This window comes from Pseudoalteromonas luteoviolacea, from assembly GCF_001750165.1.
In the GTDB taxonomy this organism is placed as follows: Bacteria; Pseudomonadota; Gammaproteobacteria; order Enterobacterales; family Alteromonadaceae; genus Pseudoalteromonas; species Pseudoalteromonas luteoviolacea_G.
This window is the reverse complement of the sequence record NZ_CP015411.1, coordinates 2,985,306-3,004,488: the sequence shown is the minus strand read 5'-3', so window position 1 is coordinate 3,004,488 and position 19,183 is coordinate 2,985,306. Positions and strand designations below refer to the sequence as shown.

Below are 19,183 nucleotides of genomic sequence, written 5' to 3'. Positions count from 1 at the left end.
TGACCAGTTAATCACCTTGATTTCTTTTAAGTTATGACCGTTTTATGTAGTCTAGACAGGTTTTTATTTTTGGAGGCATTTCGCTATGTTGCGAATTCTTATTTCTGCAAGCTTAGGCCTTGCAGTAAGTGCAGGTGCGTCAGCGCAAGATGTGATGACCCCTGAGAAATTGTGGGAAGTTAAACGTGTTACTGCTCTTGGGTTAAATAAAGATAAAACCCATGTCATTTATAGCGTAACGACCCCGAGTGTGGCAAATAATGATTTTGCTAGCAAGGTATATCAGGTACCTGTTAAAGGCGGGAATGCTCAGCTATTAGAAGCCTATCAAGGTTTATTAGTTGATAGCAATATTTCTCCAGATGGCAGTAAAAAGCTATTCCATGAAAAGGTGAATATTGAATCAGTATTAGCTAGCCACAGGCATAAAGACCTCTCTAAAGCGAATGCATACGTATTTGATGATTTGAACTATCGTCATTGGGACACGTGGAATGATGGTGGCTTTAAGCACGTATTCTATCAAGATTTAGCGACTGAAAAGAAAGTCGACATCATGGAAGGCAAGCCTTACTCAAGCCCAACGTCTCCGTTTGGAGGCTCAAGTGATTACATTTGGGGCCCTAAAGGCGAGAACATTTACTATGTGAGTAAAAAGCTGACGGGTACTGAATATGTTACCAGTACTAACACAGACATTTATCGTTATAACCTAGCGAGTAAAAAAACCACCAATATCACCGAAAGCAACCTAGGTTATGATAAGAGCCCTGCGTTTTCTTCGAAAGGAAATCTGGCGTGGCTTCAAATGGATAAGCCAGGTTATGAAGCGGATAAAAACGACATCATCGTGCGCATCAAAAACAAAGAAGTTAATTTGACTGAGCACTGGGATGGCACGGTAAATAGCTTCAAATGGAGCCCTGATGGAAAGCGCATTTACTTTGTTGCGCCAACCGATGGCACAATCCAATTATTCCAAGTATCAGTCAGTACTAAGCCAAAGATCAAACAACTTACAAAAGGCCAGTTTGATGTGAATGGTATTGTCGCGGCAATGGATAAGCATCTCGTAGTGACGCGCAGCAGTATGAACCGCGCATCAGAAATTTTCCGTTTCGACCTGCGTAAGAAAAACCTAACAGCACTGACCAAAGTAAATGATGCATTTTATGCGGGCCTTGACTTACCAACCGTTAAGAAGCGTATGGTGACGACAAAAGATGGTCAGGAAATGCTAACTTGGGTGATTTATCCACCTAATTTTGATGAAAGTAAAAAGTACCCAACACTGCTTTATTTACAAGGCGGTCCACAGTCTGCACTTTCACAGTTTTATTCGTTCCGTTGGAACTTCCAAGTGATGGCATCACAAGGTTATATTGTTGTAGCACCAAATCGCCGAGGTATGCCGGGTCATGGTGTTAAGTGGAATGAAGACATTACGCAAGATTGGGGTGGTAAAGCGATGCAAGACTACCTTGATGCCATTGACGATGTGTCTAAAGCCTCTTACGTTGATAAAAAGCGTATTGGCGCAATTGGTGCAAGCTTTGGTGGTTACTCTGCTTTTTATTTAGCGGGCAACCATGATGGTCGCTTTAAAACCTTCATCTCACATTGTGGTATCTTCGATTTACGCAGCATGTACGGTACAACTGAAGAGCTATTCTTCGTAAACCATGAATTTGGTGGTCCATACTGGGAGCAAGACAATGCGTCTATCAACCAAACATATAATGAGTTCAACCCAGTTAATTATGTAGATAAGTGGGATGCACCTATGTTTGTGATCCATGGTGGCAAAGACTACCGCGTACCATTAGGCCAAGGTATTCAGGCGTTCCAAGCTGCAAAATTACGTGGTTTAGAGAGCCGTTTCTTATACTTCCCGGAAGAAAACCACTGGGTCCTGACGCCGCAAAACGGCATCGTATGGCAACGTGAATTCTTCAAATGGTTAGAAGACACACTATAAACTAGCTACAAGTTAGTTTGTGTTAAATGTTTTAATGCCTGAGTACAAGCCTGTGCTCAGGCATTTTTAATTAAATCTTATTTATGCAAGGAAAGATTTATATGAAGTTATTATCATTTGTCTCGGTGCTTCTATTATCTGCATGTAGCACGGTCAAAATCGATAAAAGTGAACCTATTACCGTGGGTGCAGAACAGGAAAATTTCAAAACGACTAATGTTGAGGCCCATCAGGTAATTGATGATCATTTAGTGGCGTACAACAGCAATGATTATGCATCGTTTAAAGCGCTATTTCATGAAGAGATAGAGGTTTACGACTTTCCCAACAATTTATCTTTTAAAGGGATGAAGGCGCTAGATAAAGTATATAAATCATTAGTTGAAGATTTAGATAAAAAAGCTTTTATTAGTGAAAGGATTATTGATGGTAATTTTGTGGTCGATAAAGAGGCCGTTAAGTTCCATATGACCGGTCGGGGTGAGCAATCATTAGAAGTACTCGTGATTTATCAATTAAAGGACGATCTGATTTATCGAGTTATGTTTTTACGAGATGAATAAAAGTGCCTTTGGAAGATGGTAGAAAACTCATACTTTTAAAATGGCGATTTTTTACCATTTTCGGGGATAAGCATTAATAAACCGAGCTCTAGTGCAACCTGATTCAGCTCGATAAGCTTATCTAATAACACGTACTCACCTTTTATGTCTGATATTTTCCATGCGAAGTGCTTAAGCTTTTTTTATCTTGATGAGTATGCCGTTCAAGCCATACTCGAAATCTAAGCGCTTTTATCAACCGCAAGTTACTACTATAGAGTAAATACGGCGCAATTAAATGTGGACAAGGGCTATGCGTTATTAGCCTCTTTTGGTTGATTGGCTGAGTAACAAAAAACTGCGATGCCGTCACTTCACCAAGTGTTTTTGGGGGCATTAGATTATGAAATCGGATAAAGATGGTTATCCAGTGCTGGTTTATGAAAAACCTTAATGAATACATTGCAAAAGAAGCAAACAAGGAAGATAACTGCACGGGTAAATACTGGTAAGGGCGATATAAGTCTCAAGCCTTACTTGACGAAACAGCGCTGCTCAGTTGTATGGCTTATGTAGATTTAAACCCAATTCGAGCGAACGTGGCAAACAAGCTAGAGGATAGTGACTTTACATCGATTCAAGAGCGCATAAAGCATCTCCAAAAGACTAAAGAAAAAGCAAAAAAAACAATCAAGATAATGAGGCTGCATACCAAACAAAACAGCCCAAATCATTAAAGCGGTTTGGTTCGGGGGAGCATGAAAACACATTACCTTTCTCTTTGCTTGATTATATTGAACTGGTTGATTGGACGGGTCGCCATGTTCACCCTAAAAAGAAAGGGTTCATACCGAAGAATGTGCCAGATATACTTGTATCACTGATAATTGAAGAAGCAACTTGGCTGGATAGGGTACAAATTTTTGAAAGCCACTACGGTAACTTTGTAGGTTCGCAAACAGCATTAAGAGTACATGCAGCTAAAAATGATGTGAGTTGGCATAAGGGGGTTGGTTAGTAAAGAATATTAGTAGCCTTACTTATAAATTTATACTTTTATTGTTTATTTAAATGAAAATATTCCTATTTTAATTTTAAATCTAATATAAGTTGCTCTTTGAGACTTTTTAGTGAAAAAATCCATTCTTTTTAAAGCCCCTCGAAATTCGCTTAATTTTTAAAATGTGTCTGTCCATTTTTATTTTTTTATTATTCTAACTAGTGGAATAGCCTCATATATCAAAACAGGCAACTCATGTGCTTACTATTATTCGGGTAACTAAAATTGAAGAAGGCTCCAGTGGAGCCTCTTTTATTGCGCAAAATATGCGTCTGCATAAGGTTTTTTGATATTGGCTATAAGTCTATCTAAGGCCATTAGGTTCATTTCATTTGGTTTAGAGTGTTTGTGCCTGGCAAGTAAATTCCGGTTGCGAAGCAGTTGAAGATTATCTCCCTCAAGAAAAGCGACTGTCGCCTGGACATACTCTTTCCAGAGGAACGTCGGTTGGCTCGGGGAAGCTTTTGCCACAATCTCATGACCTAGTTTAATTGCCTGCGGGGTGTTTCCAGCCATGGCATGCATCTGAAGTAGGTGCCATTGTAGAGAACTGCTGTCAGTTTTTGTATGTTCAATATATAGATCAATTAGAATAGCAGCCTCATCGTAGCACTTTTGCCCAGCAAGTGCTCGCCAGCCCCTGTTTGCCGTTTGGTCGAATTCTGTGAGATCTATGTGAAGTTGTGACTCTAGGCTTGAAAATAGTTGACCACAATTAGCAAAGGTAGCTGAAGAGAAGAGCAGTACGCCGTATAAGGCTATAAGATTGCGTAAGTTGCCCATAGTGTTGTACTCCTAAAGAAGGAAGTAACTAATAGTTACTTCCGGTTGTTTAGTATGATTAAGTCAGATAGTAAATAACTCTGACATACTGACTATGGTATAGGATCACAGTCACCCCAAGGTCCATTGAAGCTTGAATCCGTATAGGATTTAGAGGCCATCAATTCATTTTTTGATGCGCCGCTAGCTCGCTTTAATGCATCACCGGTTAACTCTTTAGCAACTAGTCTTCCCAAAGATCTTGATGATAACTTTTTATTATCCAGTTTCATTTTATTTTCCTTAAAATTATATTACTTGTATATGCTCTTTGAGGTCTTCTTTTAAGATCGACTCAAAGTCATTTCTGCCGAAAATATCATTGGCAGAAATCTCTTCCTCATTTATTGTGTGTAGGCCATTGGATGACATCTCTACAATAAATTTACAAAATGGCCCAAGGACCTTTATGTCTGAATTCTCTAACTCTAACCAAATGAATTGACCTGATTCATTGACTTCAAGGAAGATGTACTCACCATCTATACTCTTTATCATATCAATTGAGCCAGTAACTAAATTCAAACTTTTCATGAATTTTTCAAGCATAATACAAACTTCATTAGGGAGAGTATAAGGGTGGATCTTTAACCCTGTTTTTACAGCCGCTCTCCAATCATGCTTTCCCTCACCATCTTTATCAGCTTCAATTTTGGCACAAATAAACCTTCCATTAAGGTAGAGTATTCTAAGCTCATATTCTTTTTCTATGTATTCTTGGAATATGCCGCTAGACAGTTTTAACATTTCATCTTCAGGTAAATCTTTCAAAGTAATTGTTGTCGCATGCTGTCGAAATATTTTTCTTTCTTCTTCCCAATCATGAATGCCGCTAAAAGTTTTATATATTGTTTTTTTAGAGTTACTTTCGATAAACTCTCTTATTTTTTCTGGATCGTTACTTGATATTGTTTTTGGTATCTTCAAGCCAGACAGTAATGCTACGCTTAACTGTTTAAGCTTGCAGTCAGCTTTTTTAGAGTCAATGTAGTGATTTGCCCAGCGCGCATCTTTAGGTATAAGTTCCCAAATGTTTCTATGAAAGAGGTTATTCTCACGACAAATCTGTTCATAATCTGGATGGTTTTTATCAAGGTCAACAACGATAGAGCCTGGTCTTCGATACCAGACTAAGTCGATGTCTGATAGGTTAAAACTCTGATTTTTAGCTGAAATTGAAAAGTTCGTAGAGAGGCTGTCGGCATTAAAAGTCTGCACCTGAATAGATGGGTAATCACAGCAAAACCATCTTATAACATTCACTTTATCACTATACTTTTTAAGTGCGTATTCAACAGCAATAGCGTGTACATCATACATGCTTGTTGGTATTAGTACGTTCTTTTTCATTTTATTTATCTTCCTTAAAAATATTATTTATTATTAAGTTTTATTTTTTGAATTGTCAATGCTGTTTTTAAAGTGATTGCGCTTTGTCTTTTATATTTTGTTTTTTAATGTTTGTTAATTGGGGTTTTAAGATTAAATTGTGTGGTGGTGTTTATAATTAATGTGAGTGATGGGTGTGCTTTTTCTAAGTTGTTTTATTGTTCGGTTATTGGCATTAATGAAATTTTAGTGGTTTAATAAAGTCGAGCGCATTTATAATCGAAATTGATGTCATGCATCGAGATGTTAATGATAAGTCATTATTCAACCTCTAATTAGGTATCGAATTTACTGTGTCACTATATTTTTAATTGCATAGTTGGCCCTGCTAATTTTTTGGTTTTTTATTTTTTTTAGTTATAAAAATACCAAGCCTACATCAAAGCCTTAATGTTTTCCCTGGTTATTTTTTAATTCTGTTTTTATAATAGATTAAGGAAGGCGTTTTATAAAATCGACTAGGAGGTCGGATGAATTTTATAATTTTAACTTTATCCCGAATTCAACTCCGAAGTGCGACACTCTTTAATCTCAAGCAGCCGTACCTTGTTCTTTAAAAATAATGGCAAGTTGCTTGTGAGTACCAAAAATGGATCCAATAAAAAGCAATGCGATTGCCACAACAAAGCAGGTGCTTTGGAAAGTGGGGAGTCTTTAGTAACACACAAAAATGTCACACTAACTTATAAGCTGAGCTCCACAACATCTTGATTCAGCTCGATAAGCTGTTCCAATAACACGTTCTCGCCTTTTATATCTGATATTTTCCATGCGAAGGGCTTCAGTGGTTTCAATTTTTTAATGAGTACACCGTTTAAGTCGTATTGCGATAAGTAACCTGATTTCATGTCATAACTATAAAAATGCTTTTTGTATAACACCAAACTGTGTCCATTCAGGGTCGGCATTCGTTTATATTCAGTGGTCTCAGAGTTAAGCATTCGCTTAAATACTTGCCCATCAAAGTCACTGATATAGAGGGCGTGATCAGTGAGCCAGACAGACTGAACATCGTCAACTGAGTGAGGCTTAAAAATTTGGTCGTTTAAGTTCAGTTGCCAAAGTGTATGGGCAGAGGGTTGTGACGCAGTGACAAAAATCCCTGATTGAGGGTGCCAGTTTAGTACTTCCACTAATGGAGCTGGCGCTTCAATGATGTGAGTTTCTCCATTCAAATTAACGATGTGGAGCTGGGTTTTATGAATGACCGCCAAGCTTTGGCCATCTGGAGACCAGCTAAATTGCTCAATTTTACTCGGCTTTGAAAAGTTACTCAGTTGTTTTGCTTGATTGCCGTCCCAGAGCCATATCTGATCTTCTCCACTGCGAGCAGAGATGAAGGCAATCAGCTCACCATTTGGTTTAAATTGCGCATACTTTTCTCGGCTTTTAGAGCGTGCAAAGCTTGGATATGGTTGCACGCTTTGGTTCATGACTTGTTCTGTTTTGACGTCTAGCTCACCACTTAAAGGGATGAGTGCAATATCGGTATCTTTATTGCCTTTGATGGCGATGATGTTCGAAGTTAAAGGGTGAGATTGCGCGCTTATAATATCATTGAGTGCACTTTGGTACGCGGTCACTTTGCCATCCAGTGTTAGGCGATAAAGCTTACCATGTGAGACTGCCAGCAATGCATTGCCATGATCCGAAAAACGGATAGATAACTGGCTTACTAGCAGCTGTTGATTGTTTGTATTTACCGTGTGTTGTTGCAGTAGTTCGCCGCGATTATCGAGTATGCTCAGCATATGCTGGTTTTCTTGATTAAAGGAAAGTACGGCATACTGAGCATGTATTGGGTCATAATCATACGTATAAACTGAATGACCTGCCAAGTTAAATAGGGTACTTGTGTGTTGTTCTAGTGCATTGAACTTAACTAAGGTCTGCTTGTTACCTTGACGGCTTAAAAATGCATATTGGTGATTTGGCAGCGCCACAGGTCGTGTTATGGAGTTGGCTTGGCACTGATAGGGTACCGTCGCAACTTGTGGTGTATTCAAGGCGGTAGCAAAATTCAGCATATTGATTTGCCAGCAATTAGCCTGCATCGGTTCATGTTGCGTGTGGCTACTTTGATCACAGTGGCGTTGCTTTGTATAAAGTATGTTACGGCCATCCGGTGTGAAACGTGCATCGCGGTAAAAGCCGGGCTCTATACTTAGTTGTTTTTCAATACCTGTTTGTAGGTTTTTAGCCCAGATATGGCTTTGGCATGAGTGTGTATGGCGATTAAATACAATGTATTGTCCATCGGGGCTATAGGTTACTTCACTTTCAAAGGCATCTGTATAAGTGAGCTGTTTTAAAGTACTCACGTTTAATGCTTCAGGTTGTGTCTGTAACCATGCCACTAAGCCGAGTATAATAATCAAAAAACACGGTAGCCCAAAATATAGAGCCTGTTTGAGACTCTGCGAGCTTTGCATGGTGGTTATTTTGGGTTTATTTTCGGGCAGCCATTGTACTTCTACCATCAGCCGGTAGCCTATTTTGGGATGTGTCGCAATTATCTTAGGAGATTTAGCATTGTCACCAAGTACTTTTCTAAGCCGAGCAATGCATCGTTGTAGAGCATTTGGAACCACTTCGCTGCCTTGCCATACTTCATCCATGATCTGCTGATGACTTACCACTTCTTGTGCATTTTGAGCCAGCAAGAGTAACACTTGTAAAACTTTAGGTTCGACCTTTGTACTTTGCTGCGCAAAAGTGACCTCAGAACGAGATAAATCAATAAGGTGTTCTTCAATATAAAAACGCTGAGTGGCTGACATAAATCTTGGTTTACGGCTTTAAGTAAGCACGAGTATATGAAGTTCGCATGGTGCTGTCGAGCATCAAATTAATTTGTAACTCTTTGTAAATTATAGATATCAGCTATTCATCATGATTTCCTCAGCCTGCCATTGTTGTGCTTTTGGTGCCTTAAAGCAAAGTAACGATTTTAAAGTGTTCAAGTTAAGGCGTTTTTCTATGTGTGTTTATTTTTTTAAAAAAGTACTGAGGGAAAAGTTTGTAAAGCGATGCTTAATAAGCGGGATCGCTGCGTGTCAAAGCCATTTTGTTGTTGCTGATACTGTGGCAAGTGACATTATTGAGCAGGCCGTTTCAGCATATGGTGCTCAAGCCTTGAGTTCATTAAAACAGTTAAAAGTGGAAGAAGAACTTTACCGATATATGCAAGGCCAAAGCGGTCATGCCGAAGAAGGTCCACATGGCTTAGTCATGCATAAATACAAACAACAGCTCGATATCGATTTTACTCTACAAGCCAAAGCGTTTAAGCGCAGCGATCAAAATTTGATTGGTAATTATGGCTACCATTCATTGGTAACCGTGGACAGACGCTTCAAAGAGGGAAAAGGGGTGAGTATTGATCATTGTATGCAAACCTATCAACCCAGTGTTCGAGTTGACTGGGATTCTGTGGCGCTTGGTATGGAGCAGGGGATAGATACTTTGACGATTAAAGAGCTCAGTGACAATAGCAAGCGGATAAACAGTGTGGGGAGTGCATATATTCAAGGGGATCCACACAGTGTTTTGCAGTGGAAGAAAAGTAAGGTACAAAAAACCGCTTATATTGATAAAGCAACAGGCCTATTATCGCGTTTACTCATTGACAGTGATGGAAAAGTAACCCGTTATGACTTCTTAGCACATGAGCAAAATACACAAGGCCTCAAGTGGGCGAGTGAAACAATTGTAAGTCGTAAGCAAACTGTTGTGAGGCATGTTACCGACAGACATATTTCATTGAAGACACCTGATGGCTCGATTTTTCATAAACCCAAGCATTATCAACCTAGTATTAAAGATACGTTTTTAGATTTTGCGCAGCCGAGCGTCAATGAAATTGTTAAAGGTGCTTTTTTGGTGGGACAAGGCTGGGGGTTTACGTTGTTTGTCGATATTGGTGCATCGTATATTTCAATGGGCTCATGGCAAATGCCTGATGATACATTTACGTGGAAACAAAGGCTTGCAATGCTGCACCAGTTTACTGGCAACACTAAGCCGGTGTCTCAATTTATCGTGACTCATCATCATGATGACCATCTAATGGGACTAAATGAAGTAATGGAACATGGCGCGCAGTTATTGTTGTTGGCAAAACATCAGCAAGCGGTAGAGGCAAGTCTAGGGTTGCCTCTAACCCCGAATCAGGCCGGGCTGTTATCTCATGGGCTTAAGTTTGCAGATAATAAGGTGCAGGTTTTTGATGTACCAAGCAGTCATGCAGATCATAACCTTGTCGTATACCTCCCTGAGCAGCAGATTTTATTTGCAGAAGATATGTTTGGGAGCAGTTTAAAACAAGGGTTTCATTCACCAAATAGTTGGCCAAGTCGAGATGTTTATTATCGAGCAGAGGTGCTCAATAAACATATTAAAAAGGCAGGGGTTCGTGTTCAGCACTATGTTTCATCTCATCACGGTAGAGTGTTCTCAGATACTGAGTTTATGCAGTTTTTACGTTTAACATGTCCAGATAATACAAATTTGCTAGCACGTTTATATGCAAACGAATCGCAGTAGCGATATGCTAATTTTCCCAGCCTTTTTAAAGGTTGTAGGCGGATTTAGTACATTGGCAGGTTACTGCAAGACGCAGCTGATGAGGTTATGAAAAAATTGAATGAAAATGAACTAAACACTGTCATTGATGAGATCTTAGTTGGATTTATTTGGACTGAATGCAAGGTAGCGTGTAAGAGCAATAGGTGAATTGGGCAGGGTTCCCGTTAGCACGCCAAGGTGGGAGTATTACAGGGAAATCACTACTAGGTGTTTTAATCAAAGCTTAAAATTCGACTGAGTCATAGTTTTGCAATTCTAAGAGATGGCCACTAGATTTTACACAACCACTTAATATGTTGAGGTACTCATGGAATTAACTCATGCCAGCCTTCATTTCCAGATCATGAAGCACTTCATTGAGTATGCAAAAGCCCCCAGTGTTAGCAAGCTAAGTGATATATTTGGCATTCAAGTGGCCAGTGTTGTGGAGGCGTTAAAAGCATTACAAGAATACCATGGTGTCGTGCTACAACCAGTGTCGCACGAAGTATGGGTCGCACATCCTTTTTCTGCTGCACCAACAAACTTTTGGATCCAGTCAGGAGATATGGGCTGGTGGGGTAATTGTGCTTGGTGTGCATTGGGAGCGGCTGCATTACTTGCTCGAGACTTGACCATTACTACCACGCTGGGCAGTGAATCAAAACAGATTGTGATTGAAATTATAAATGGAAAAATTCAGAACAAGCATTTGTTTGTTCATTTTCCTATTCCTATGGAGAAAGCGTGGGATAATGTAGTTTACACTTGTAGTACCATGCTGATGTTTGAGTCTGAATCAGACATCAGCATGGTGTGAAAGACACAATGTGTGTAAGGGGGATATTCAGCCAATTGAGCATATTTGGGCATTTTCAAAAGTCTGGTACGGACGCCATTTGAGCCCTGATTGGGAAAAATGGACAGTAAAAGAAGCCTCAGAGATATTTGAGCGCTTTGGGCTTACCCATTCGATTTGGAAACTGCCGGTGGAGCAAGGCAGGTTCTGAGCAGACTAAATAGTCTGCTCATATGCCTTTACTTGGCACAATTGCTTGGCAATAAAATATCTACCCATACTAACCTGTGATCAGAAGAGGCGGCTCTATTTGCAACTAACTCAGCGCCAGATTCATGCTGCGCTGGCCAAAACACACCGCTATCAATGATGTTGAGGTCACTCGATGGCAGCACGTAATCAGCGCGCATCCCCCAATGTGCGGTATGTGCCACTGCATTTGCATTTTGCGGTTTGTTTGATCTTCCACCTTCTGATTTAGGTGTGGCTAAGTTGTTTACTCGACTGTGTGTGAGGAGCTGCTTGATGGCATTAGGGTGCCCATCACCATCGACGTCACTGGCATTTAAATCACCGACAATCACAAAAGATGAACCGCTGAAACCGCCTTTCACACCTGTGTCATCGTAAATGTAGCTGTGACCAGTTGCAGAAATATAGTCTTTCCAAAGCCTTAGTTCATCATGGTTTCTTTTACCATTTCTGTCTTCAGGCCCATCAAAAACAGGTGGCGTCGGGTGGCTAGCAAGCACGTTTAGTTGCTGGTTGCAGACCTGAACTGGAATATCCCAATGAGATTTTGAAGAAAGGCGCATGATGTCACGTTCAGGTTGTGCATACCAGCTCTTACCCTCTTCGGTGGTTGGCATCATGTTGTTTGGCATATCTTTCCATAAAAAGTGTTGAAAAGTACGCACTTGATCAGCGTCTATTGGGAACTTTGATAGCAGCACCATGCCGTATTGGCCCGGATATTTGCCAAATCCATAATGAGTGAGTTTGTTGTCTTTGCCAGTCAAATGCGTTTTAACGCCCGTATTGACAGGTGCTAAATATACATGAGGATAAGAAATTGGCTCAAAGCCATTTTGAGACACCTCTAAGTACTTACTTTTAAATAAGTTAATACCTTGCTCTGGGTCGGCAATATAGTCAAATTCATTTAAAAGGATAATGTCTGGGCGTGTACGTTGAATGATTTCGGCAATATTATTGATTTGCTTTATTTCACCGCTTTTTAACGCCTTAGTTAATACATTACCAGACACATCTAGCGCTTTATCAGACTGGTAATTGGTAGCCTCCATACTCACATTGAACGTTGCAACACGTATCGTGGTGTCGTTAATCGTGGTTGTGTCAGTTGTTTGAGTCGATGTTTGTTGGCAGCCAGTGCCTAGCAAAGTTGCCGCTAAGGCAATTGATACTAATGATGGTTTCATTATTAACCTAATACAAAATGCAATTGTCGATAGTCTACCTGTTTGTTGTTCAAAGAGGGTTTAAAAGTATGTTAATTATTTGGTTTTTTAATTTGTATGGAATAATTGCTTAAGGGCTTCACAAAGAGAGGATAACTTGATAGGTTCTTAATATAGGTACTAACGTGTCGATTGAAATAAGTCAGGTTTGCGCTTTTTTGTTTGAATAATGGCGCGTAGTGGAGTCGACATTTGTAGCCGTTCAAAGTAAACCTTTGTGTAGAGTCTTTAGAGTAGGAGCAGAACTTGGAAAAATTAGCAGTAAGTGATGAAATCTGTTTGAAGTTATTGGCTTTGTCTGATGCCCCTGCTTTATTTACACTCGTTGACGACAATCGGCAATACCTAAAACAGTGGCTCCCTTGGCTTGATTTTACCCAGTCAGTGAAAGACTCCGCAGAGTTCATTAAAACAACCCATCAGCAATTGCATGATGGACTTGGTTTGATGGGCGGAATATATGTGAAACATACTTTGGTAGGCATGTGCGGATATCACCCCATAGATATAATCAATGGCAGCGCATCGATTGGTTACTGGCTTGCAAAGCAGTATCAAGGGCAGGGAATTGCAACCCAATGCGTGAGTAGATTAATTGACTATGCATTTGAAACATTGGCACTAAACAAAGTTTCCCTTTCGATTGCTGAACACAATTATAAAAGTCAGGACATTGCACTTCGATTAGGTTTTGTGAGCAAAGAATTCAAACCAGATGCAGAGTTTTTATATGATCATAGAGTTAATCATATCCGCTACTGGGTTTCACGCGAAGAGTGGTTAGCGCATAAGGCGCATATTGTTTAACTACTCTAAATGAATTCAAAGGAGTTATCTCGCGATTGCTAAAGTAAACTCCGCTTGCTTTAATTTAAATAACCTTATTCGGTTTTAGGTAGGTATTTAGAACAGATATTGTTCATCAATTATGAACCCGTCCCGAAAGGCGTTACGCCTCTTATCTTGAACTACTTTATTGCCTTTGATTTTTTTAGTATAAACTGGGCTTTTTATCGTGGACAAGAATATGACCCAAGCAATACAACAACAAATTGGTAACATCGCATTGGTGGTTGAAAATTACGATGAGGCCATTGAATTTTATACGCAGAAGCTACAATTTACCCTAGTAGAAGATACTGATTTGGGTGCTGGAAAACGCTGGGTTCAGGTTGCTCCGCCTAATTCAAACGGCACCAATTTACTTTTAGCACAAGCCAGTAATACAGCGCAAAAGCAGGCTGTCGGTAATCAAAGTGGTGGAAGAGTGTTTTTATTCCTGCAAACCAATGACTTTTGGCGCGATTATAATTTGATGAAAGACAATGGCGTGGTTTTTCATGAAGAGCCACGAGTTGAACAGTACGCAACTGTGGTTGTTTTTGAAGATCTGTACGGTAATAAATGGGACTTACTTGAATTAAAGAAATAACCTCACGTTCGAAGAAGGAACTTCATGAGATGGTTTTATTGCGAGAGCCCTAGCCGACTTCAAAAATACATACCAATATACTCGATTAAATTTGTTCTACCTCAAGTCATTGTTTAATAAATACGCTTTGATTAAATTTTTTATTAATTACTGAGTCTATGAGACGTACTCTTGGTGCGTTTATATATTGTTCATCTATATCTATATCTATATAGGAAAACGAGCAATATACAGTGCACAGGGTAGCAGCATGTGGGCGCATTATTGCGACGGCATGGTGAATGATTGTTTTAATATAAAGACTGAGTAAATTGACATGGATATACGCCTTTTTTCCCCTTACTTTCTTGGCTCTTATGGTGAAAATAACCACGAGTTTGAAGATATCTTTTTAGAGTTCTTTCGGGACCACGTTTATTGGCGGCGTAGTTTTCACCCAGAAGATTTGCCCCCAGTCTCTATCATTGAAAAGCAGTCTTCGCATTATCTAGAAACGATGGCCAAAACCAAGCAAGAGTTACATAAACTGAGCGCTGATTTAAAGCAATCCGTGCCGTTTTATAACCCTCGCTATATCGGCCATATGGCTTCAGATTTACTGTTACCTGGGATGTTAGCGCAATTCATTACCGCGCTATATAACCCCAATAACGTGACAGAAGAAGCCGCGCCAGTCACTGTAAAAATGGAGCTAGAGGTTGGCAATAAGTTGGCAGAAATGTTTGGTTATAACCTGAATGCAGACAAGGGCCCAGTGGCATGGGGGCATTTAACCTCTGGTGGCACTGTGGCAAATTACCAAAGCTTATGGATGTTTCGCTCTGTGAAGTATTACCCACTGGCAGTAAAACGATGTGGTGAGTTGGCAGACATTGACTTTGTTGATGGTAATGGGCGTTCATTACACAGTATGTCAACTTGGGAGTTAATGAATCTCTCAATTGATGAAGTGGTGCAAGTACGTGTTAATTGCTTGAATAAACTCAAGGCCATGGGTGATGAGAAATATGATGAGCTGATCGAATTACTGAGAGAGCAGCGGATTGAACACCAAGGCCATATTGACTTTTTCGACCAGCATAAAGATTTAAAACAGCCAGTGGTGTTTGTACCAGCCACTGCACATTATTCATGGATAAAAGCCATGAAGATTTTGGGCATAGGCAGTAAAAACCTATGGCAAGTCCCCACAGATGAAAAAATGCGCTTAGACCCAGCTGCACTTAAGCAGCTATTGCTTAAAGCGAAATCTGAAAACCGTACCGTACTTGCTGTTATCGGTGTTTTGGGGACTACCGAGTTTGGTACTGTTGACCCTATCTCTGATATCGTGTCGTTACGTGATGAAATGATTCAAGACGAAGGGCTGAACTACTATATTCATGTGGATGCCGCGTGGGGTGGTTATTTGTCTTCTGTATTCAGAGATGAAAATAACCAAATGCGCGAACATGAAGCGGTGAAAGCGGGGTTTGAATATTTCCCATCAGCCAAAGTCTACAATGCATTTGCAGCGTTGTGTGAGACAGATTCCATCACGGTTGACCCACATAAGCTAGGTTATATGCCCTTTGGCAGCGGTGCATTTATCGCTAGGAATAAGAATATGTGTGGGTTTGTGGTGCAAGAAGCTGCCTATGTATTTGATAAAAAGAACCGATTTGTTGAGCCTGAACCAAAGTTAAATCAGCTAGGGCAATATATCATGGAGGGCTCAAAGCCGGGGGCAGCTGCGGCAGCAAGCTATGTGGCACAAAATGTATTGCCACTCAATGCTGAGCATTTTGGTAAATTACCTGCCAGCACGATTCGCACCACAGAAGTGTTTTACCATAAGATTTCAGCATTGAGTGAAAAGCTTGCAGGTAAAGCAACCTTGATAGCGCCAATAGAGCCTGACACAAACTTGATTTGCTTGGCCATTAACCCCGCGGGTAACACCAGTACACGAGTGTTAAATGACTTTACTCGCAAAGTGTTTGAGCACATTAAAATTGAGAAGTCGACACCTATGTTTAGCAAGGAGTTTATCGGCTCTTATACCTCTATTTTTAGAAAAAACATCAATGATGAAGTAGCGCACAACTTATGTATTAAGCTTGGCCTTGATCCACATTCGTTTGTGAGAGATGTTGAACAGGTTGAGTGCCAAGATAACGCACTGTTTGTCTTACGACATACTTTAATGAATCCATGGTTATCAGATGATAAAAACGGCGTCACTTATATGGATATGTATTTAAACTACCTTGAGGAGATCATCTTAAAGGTTGTCGATCAATAGGTTTGACCTTTTAAAAGGCGTTAAGTTTTGGCCTGACAGTGATGTTGGGGCTTAACTTGGCAGATTTAGAGGTGAATATTTAAGTTAAATTAGGCAACTGGGTTATCCGCTTTTAATTTGGAGGTTATTTTTGCCTGAACTACAAAGCGTATAGTAGTACCAGAATCATTATTTTTCATAAGGGACAAAAATGAAAAGATTATGTTTTGGAATCGTTTTACTACTTTTATCTGTATCTGTGTTGGCACACCATGATGGAGACTTATGCTGGGGGTGGGATGATATAAATCCACCCGAACTTAAAGAAGAGGCGCTAAGAAGCTTTTTGGCCGATAGCCGCATAAGTAATATTTATATCTGCGGACAACCCATATTAATTACTAAACCTTTGATAATTGATAGACCTATCCGATTTGAAGGGATAGGGCATACCGCTCAGATTATTGCTAAAAATAAGTTTGCCAATTCTGCTGCTATGCTCAAGTTTACCGAAAATGCCAGTGGGAGCCAGATCAGGCAAGTTATGATTGATGGGGACTTTTTAGCAACAAAAGGTGTAGAAGTACAAGGTGTGGATGGCATTGATATTTCTTACTCGGTATTCAGTCGTTTTTTAGGGACTGATTTTAAAACTGGCACCATAACGCGTTACTCAGAAATTTATCCAGCTCGGGCGATTCAGATCACAAACAGTCGTAATATTCATATTTTCAATAATTTCATAGATAGAGTTGGAGGGCATGACGCCAGTTCTGATAGGTATTTTAATGGTGTAGATCTTGTACGGGAAGGGCGTTTGGCGCACCGGGGAATATCTATAGTCGGGTCAGTATCTGGTCAGGTAGAAGTATCTAAAAATACCATTCGTGACGTTTATGGTTATTTAGATTCAAGCGCAATTTACGTGCAAAGTATGGACTGTGTGGATCGTTGTTATTATGGAGTTATATCAGATAATGAAATTAATGCTTTTGGTAATAATGGCATTAAGCTTTTAGCAAGTAATTTCAATGTTCACTACAATCGCCTCTTTTCAAATGGTCAAAGTAACAATGTTGATCGTCAAACAATAGGCACTACCTCATCCGCTATATTGTCACTTTGTCATTTGACGCCATGCTCAGAAAATATAATTTCAAGCAATGTCATAGAGTTGCAAAGAGCTTACAGAGGGATCCAAGCTATCGGTGAGCATTATATTGGTGGTAATCAAGTGACGATTCATAGCCCACACATAACAGCCAGAGGTATGCTTACTTATGAATTTTCACTTCAGGTTAGTTCAGGGTTGAGCCATTTCAGTGGTAATCGTATTCATGGGAAGGCTAAAAACCCGCATTTAGGCGAGACAAACTACGCGGATGGATACTGCATTAATAGTGTTTCACGCACTTATAGCAGTGAAGTTTATCATGACTGTGATCCGGTATTGCCTAGTACTGTTATGCTAAGGCAATAAGGCCTAAATTCACTTGCCCATTTATGTATCCATTGTGGGCAATTGATACATGCTGAAACAACGCCCCACATAGCGCTTGCTTCTTGTTTTATGATTAGAAAATTCTGCTTAATTTATAGACTTTTTTGCCGATAACCAAATTACATGGATGGGCTTGGAGGAGCTATGAAAATTGAAAGTGCACAAATTGAGATGCGTAACAAGCATGAAAGTCAGTTTCACGTCAGCGAGCAGCGCACAGAAGTCATGATACCTGATGAGGAGCAAAGCGCCTTGCCAATGGCTGACGCTGAAGTTGCTAAGGCAGAGCAAACCGCAAGTGACATGGAGATGGGCAACGATGCAAAGCTGTATATTCTTAAGCTACTGGTACAGAAACTCACTGGAAAAGAAGTGAGTTGGTATGATGATACCATAGGTAAGGATGTGGCAGAAGCTGAAGCAGCGGCTGAACTTGCTGCTGCAGATGCCGAGCAGCTTGAGCCGACCCATGTCATTATTGAGCGTTTGAGTCATGAGCAGCAGTCCAATGTATTTAAAGCAGGTGGGCAAATTACACTACAAAATGGCGAGCAAATTGCCTTTGCGTTTAAGTCTGTATTTGAGCAGTCTCACACCAGTTACGAGCGTACGATTGAAGATATTAATATGAAAGATCCACTTATTATCAGTTTTACCAATAAGGCAGTTGAACTGGACAGTGAGCAGATGCAGTTTGATATTGATGCCGATGGCAAAGCAGATACATTCTCACATCTTAAAAAAGGCTATGGTTTTTTGGCTTTGGATCTAAACAATAATTCACGCATTGATGATGGTACTGAGCTATTCGGGGCGTTAAGTGGTAATGGTTTTGCTGATTTAGCCCAATACGATCAGGATGGTAACGGCTTTATTGACGAAAATGACGAGGTGTTTGACAGCCTTAGAGTGTGGATAAAAAATAAAGATGAAGACAAATTGGTGACATTGTCAGAGGCCAATATTGGTGCGATAGGGCTGCAAAATGCAGAAACGCCGCTGAATATTCGCGAGCAAGGCGAGCTTAAAGGCGCAATCAGAAAGTCAGGCTTTTATCTTGACGAGCAGGGCAAGCCGAGTTTAGTACAGCAGATTGATTATGTGGTTTAGTAACGAATCATAAAGAATAATGTCTAGAAACAAATTACAGCTGCTAGATTTTAAATGTAGCTTTGCGTTCGTGGCGAAAATTGCTTTAACGTACAGTTTTCAGTTACACTTTAGGTGTGGGATTTCACCAACGAATAAACTTAACTGGTAATTTTTTGAATATCATTGTGACAAATCACTAGCACCATCCGGTCGCTAGTTTCTATTTCCTCGAAAACATCATGTTTTTGAGCGGTTTTC

The 19,183-nt window shown here is 40.0% G+C and carries 14 protein-coding genes and 1 pseudogene; 10 read left to right on the top strand and 5 right to left on the bottom strand.

The genetic code is table 11. The annotated features are described in order from the left end of the window. Nucleotides 1-85: 85 nt before the first annotated feature. From S4054249_RS12705 to S4054249_RS27305, 3 genes and pseudogenes are all read left to right on the top strand, one after another. The gene (locus S4054249_RS12705) at nt 86-1,978 is read left to right on the top strand and encodes a S9 family peptidase (protein ID WP_046357079.1); all 1,893 of its coding nucleotides are present in this window, start codon (nt 86-88) and stop codon (nt 1,976-1,978) included. A 101-nt stretch (nt 1,979-2,079) separates the two neighbouring features. After that, on the top strand, nt 2,080-2,541 hold the full coding sequence (locus S4054249_RS12700) for a nuclear transport factor 2 family protein (protein ID WP_046357080.1): 462 nt from the start codon (nt 2,080-2,082) through the stop codon (nt 2,539-2,541). A gap of 413 nt (nt 2,542-2,954) precedes the next feature. Next, nucleotides 2,955-3,538: pseudogene (locus S4054249_RS27305) on the top strand (alpha-amylase family glycosyl hydrolase); the annotation flags it as partial. Between the two features lie 294 nt (nt 3,539-3,832). On the opposite strand, the gene S4054249_RS12690 reads toward S4054249_RS27305, so the two are convergent. The 4 genes from S4054249_RS12690 to S4054249_RS12675 all read right to left on the bottom strand — a co-directional run bounded on the left by S4054249_RS12690 (nt 3,833) and on the right by S4054249_RS12675 (nt 8,571). Beyond that, nucleotides 3,833-4,363: a hypothetical protein gene (locus S4054249_RS12690; RefSeq protein WP_052961045.1), complete on the bottom strand. Its 531-nt coding sequence runs from the start codon at nt 4,361-4,363 to the stop codon at nt 3,833-3,835. A 92-nt stretch (nt 4,364-4,455) separates the two neighbouring features. Further along, on the bottom strand, nt 4,456-4,635 hold the full coding sequence (locus S4054249_RS12685; RefSeq protein WP_046357081.1) for a hypothetical protein: 180 nt from the start codon (nt 4,633-4,635) through the stop codon (nt 4,456-4,458). 16 nt (nt 4,636-4,651) lie between these two features. Continuing rightward, entirely contained in the window at nt 4,652-5,752 is a 1,101-nt protein-coding gene (locus S4054249_RS12680; RefSeq protein ID WP_046357082.1) for a hypothetical protein, read from the bottom strand. A 722-nt stretch (nt 5,753-6,474) separates the two neighbouring features. Further along, the gene (locus S4054249_RS12675; protein ID WP_046357083.1) at nt 6,475-8,571 is read right to left on the bottom strand and encodes a winged helix-turn-helix domain-containing protein; all 2,097 of its coding nucleotides are present in this window, start codon (nt 8,569-8,571) and stop codon (nt 6,475-6,477) included. Nucleotides 8,572-8,770: 199 nt separating this feature from the next. Here S4054249_RS12675 and S4054249_RS12670 point away from each other — a divergent pair, with 199 nt between their 5' ends. Next, on the top strand, nt 8,771-10,336 hold the full coding sequence (locus S4054249_RS12670; protein ID WP_046357084.1) for a hypothetical protein: 1,566 nt from the start codon (nt 8,771-8,773) through the stop codon (nt 10,334-10,336). Nucleotides 10,337-10,685: 349 nt separating this feature from the next. After that, the gene (merB, locus tag S4054249_RS12665) at nt 10,686-11,177 is read left to right on the top strand and encodes an organomercurial lyase (protein ID WP_196764538.1); all 492 of its coding nucleotides are present in this window, start codon (nt 10,686-10,688) and stop codon (nt 11,175-11,177) included. Nucleotides 11,178-11,395: 218 nt separating this feature from the next. Here the strand turns inward: merB and S4054249_RS12660 are convergent, their stop codons facing one another. After that, nucleotides 11,396-12,598, bottom strand: coding sequence for an endonuclease/exonuclease/phosphatase family protein (locus S4054249_RS12660; RefSeq protein ID WP_052961046.1), 1,203 nt, complete (start codon nt 12,596-12,598; stop codon nt 11,396-11,398). A 285-nt stretch (nt 12,599-12,883) separates the two neighbouring features. Between S4054249_RS12660 and S4054249_RS12655 the strand changes: the two genes are divergently transcribed. The 5 genes from S4054249_RS12655 (at nt 12,884) to S4054249_RS12635 (ending at nt 18,943) form a co-directional block, all read left to right on the top strand. Next, on the top strand, nt 12,884-13,444 hold the full coding sequence (locus S4054249_RS12655) for a GNAT family N-acetyltransferase (protein WP_046357085.1): 561 nt from the start codon (nt 12,884-12,886) through the stop codon (nt 13,442-13,444). A 220-nt stretch (nt 13,445-13,664) separates the two neighbouring features. Continuing rightward, entirely contained in the window at nt 13,665-14,069 is a 405-nt protein-coding gene (locus tag S4054249_RS12650) for a VOC family protein (protein ID WP_046357086.1), read from the top strand. Between the two features lie 316 nt (nt 14,070-14,385). Then, the gene (locus S4054249_RS12645) at nt 14,386-16,353 is read left to right on the top strand and encodes a pyridoxal phosphate-dependent decarboxylase family protein (RefSeq protein WP_046357087.1); all 1,968 of its coding nucleotides are present in this window, start codon (nt 14,386-14,388) and stop codon (nt 16,351-16,353) included. A 190-nt stretch (nt 16,354-16,543) separates the two neighbouring features. After that, nucleotides 16,544-17,812, top strand: a complete 1,269-nt coding sequence (locus tag S4054249_RS12640; protein ID WP_046357088.1) for a hypothetical protein — start codon at nt 16,544-16,546, stop codon at nt 17,810-17,812. Nucleotides 17,813-17,977: 165 nt separating this feature from the next. Beyond that, nucleotides 17,978-18,943, top strand: coding sequence for a hypothetical protein (locus S4054249_RS12635; RefSeq protein ID WP_046357089.1), 966 nt, complete (start codon nt 17,978-17,980; stop codon nt 18,941-18,943). Nucleotides 18,944-19,183 lie beyond the last annotated feature (240 nt).

Bases quoted from the DNA above. Each gene is read 5' to 3' on its own strand.
- S4054249_RS12645 (WP_046357087.1), top strand. From the start codon at position 14,386: ATGGATATACGCCTTTTTTCCCCTTACTTTCTTGGCTCTTATGGTGAA.
- S4054249_RS12705 (WP_046357079.1), top strand. From the start codon at position 86: ATGTTGCGAATTCTTATTTCTGCAAGCTTAGGCCTTGCAGTAAGTGCA.
- S4054249_RS12670 (WP_046357084.1), top strand. From the start codon at position 8,771: ATGTGTGTTTATTTTTTTAAAAAAGTACTGAGGGAAAAGTTTGTAAAG.
- S4054249_RS12640 (WP_046357088.1), top strand. From the start codon at position 16,544: ATGAAAAGATTATGTTTTGGAATCGTTTTACTACTTTTATCTGTATCT.
- S4054249_RS12650 (WP_046357086.1), top strand. From the start codon at position 13,665: ATGACCCAAGCAATACAACAACAAATTGGTAACATCGCATTGGTGGTT.
- S4054249_RS12660 (WP_052961046.1), bottom strand. From the start codon at position 12,598: ATGAAACCATCATTAGTATCAATTGCCTTAGCGGCAACTTTGCTAGGC.
- S4054249_RS12685 (WP_046357081.1), bottom strand. From the start codon at position 4,635: ATGAAACTGGATAATAAAAAGTTATCATCAAGATCTTTGGGAAGACTA.
- S4054249_RS12675 (WP_046357083.1), bottom strand. From the start codon at position 8,571: ATGTCAGCCACTCAGCGTTTTTATATTGAAGAACACCTTATTGATTTA.
- S4054249_RS12635 (WP_046357089.1), top strand. From the start codon at position 17,978: ATGAAAATTGAAAGTGCACAAATTGAGATGCGTAACAAGCATGAAAGT.
- merB (WP_196764538.1), top strand. From the start codon at position 10,686: ATGGAATTAACTCATGCCAGCCTTCATTTCCAGATCATGAAGCACTTC.
- S4054249_RS12700 (WP_046357080.1), top strand. From the start codon at position 2,080: ATGAAGTTATTATCATTTGTCTCGGTGCTTCTATTATCTGCATGTAGC.
- S4054249_RS12690 (WP_052961045.1), bottom strand. From the start codon at position 4,363: ATGGGCAACTTACGCAATCTTATAGCCTTATACGGCGTACTGCTCTTC.
- S4054249_RS12680 (WP_046357082.1), bottom strand. From the start codon at position 5,752: ATGAAAAAGAACGTACTAATACCAACAAGCATGTATGATGTACACGCT.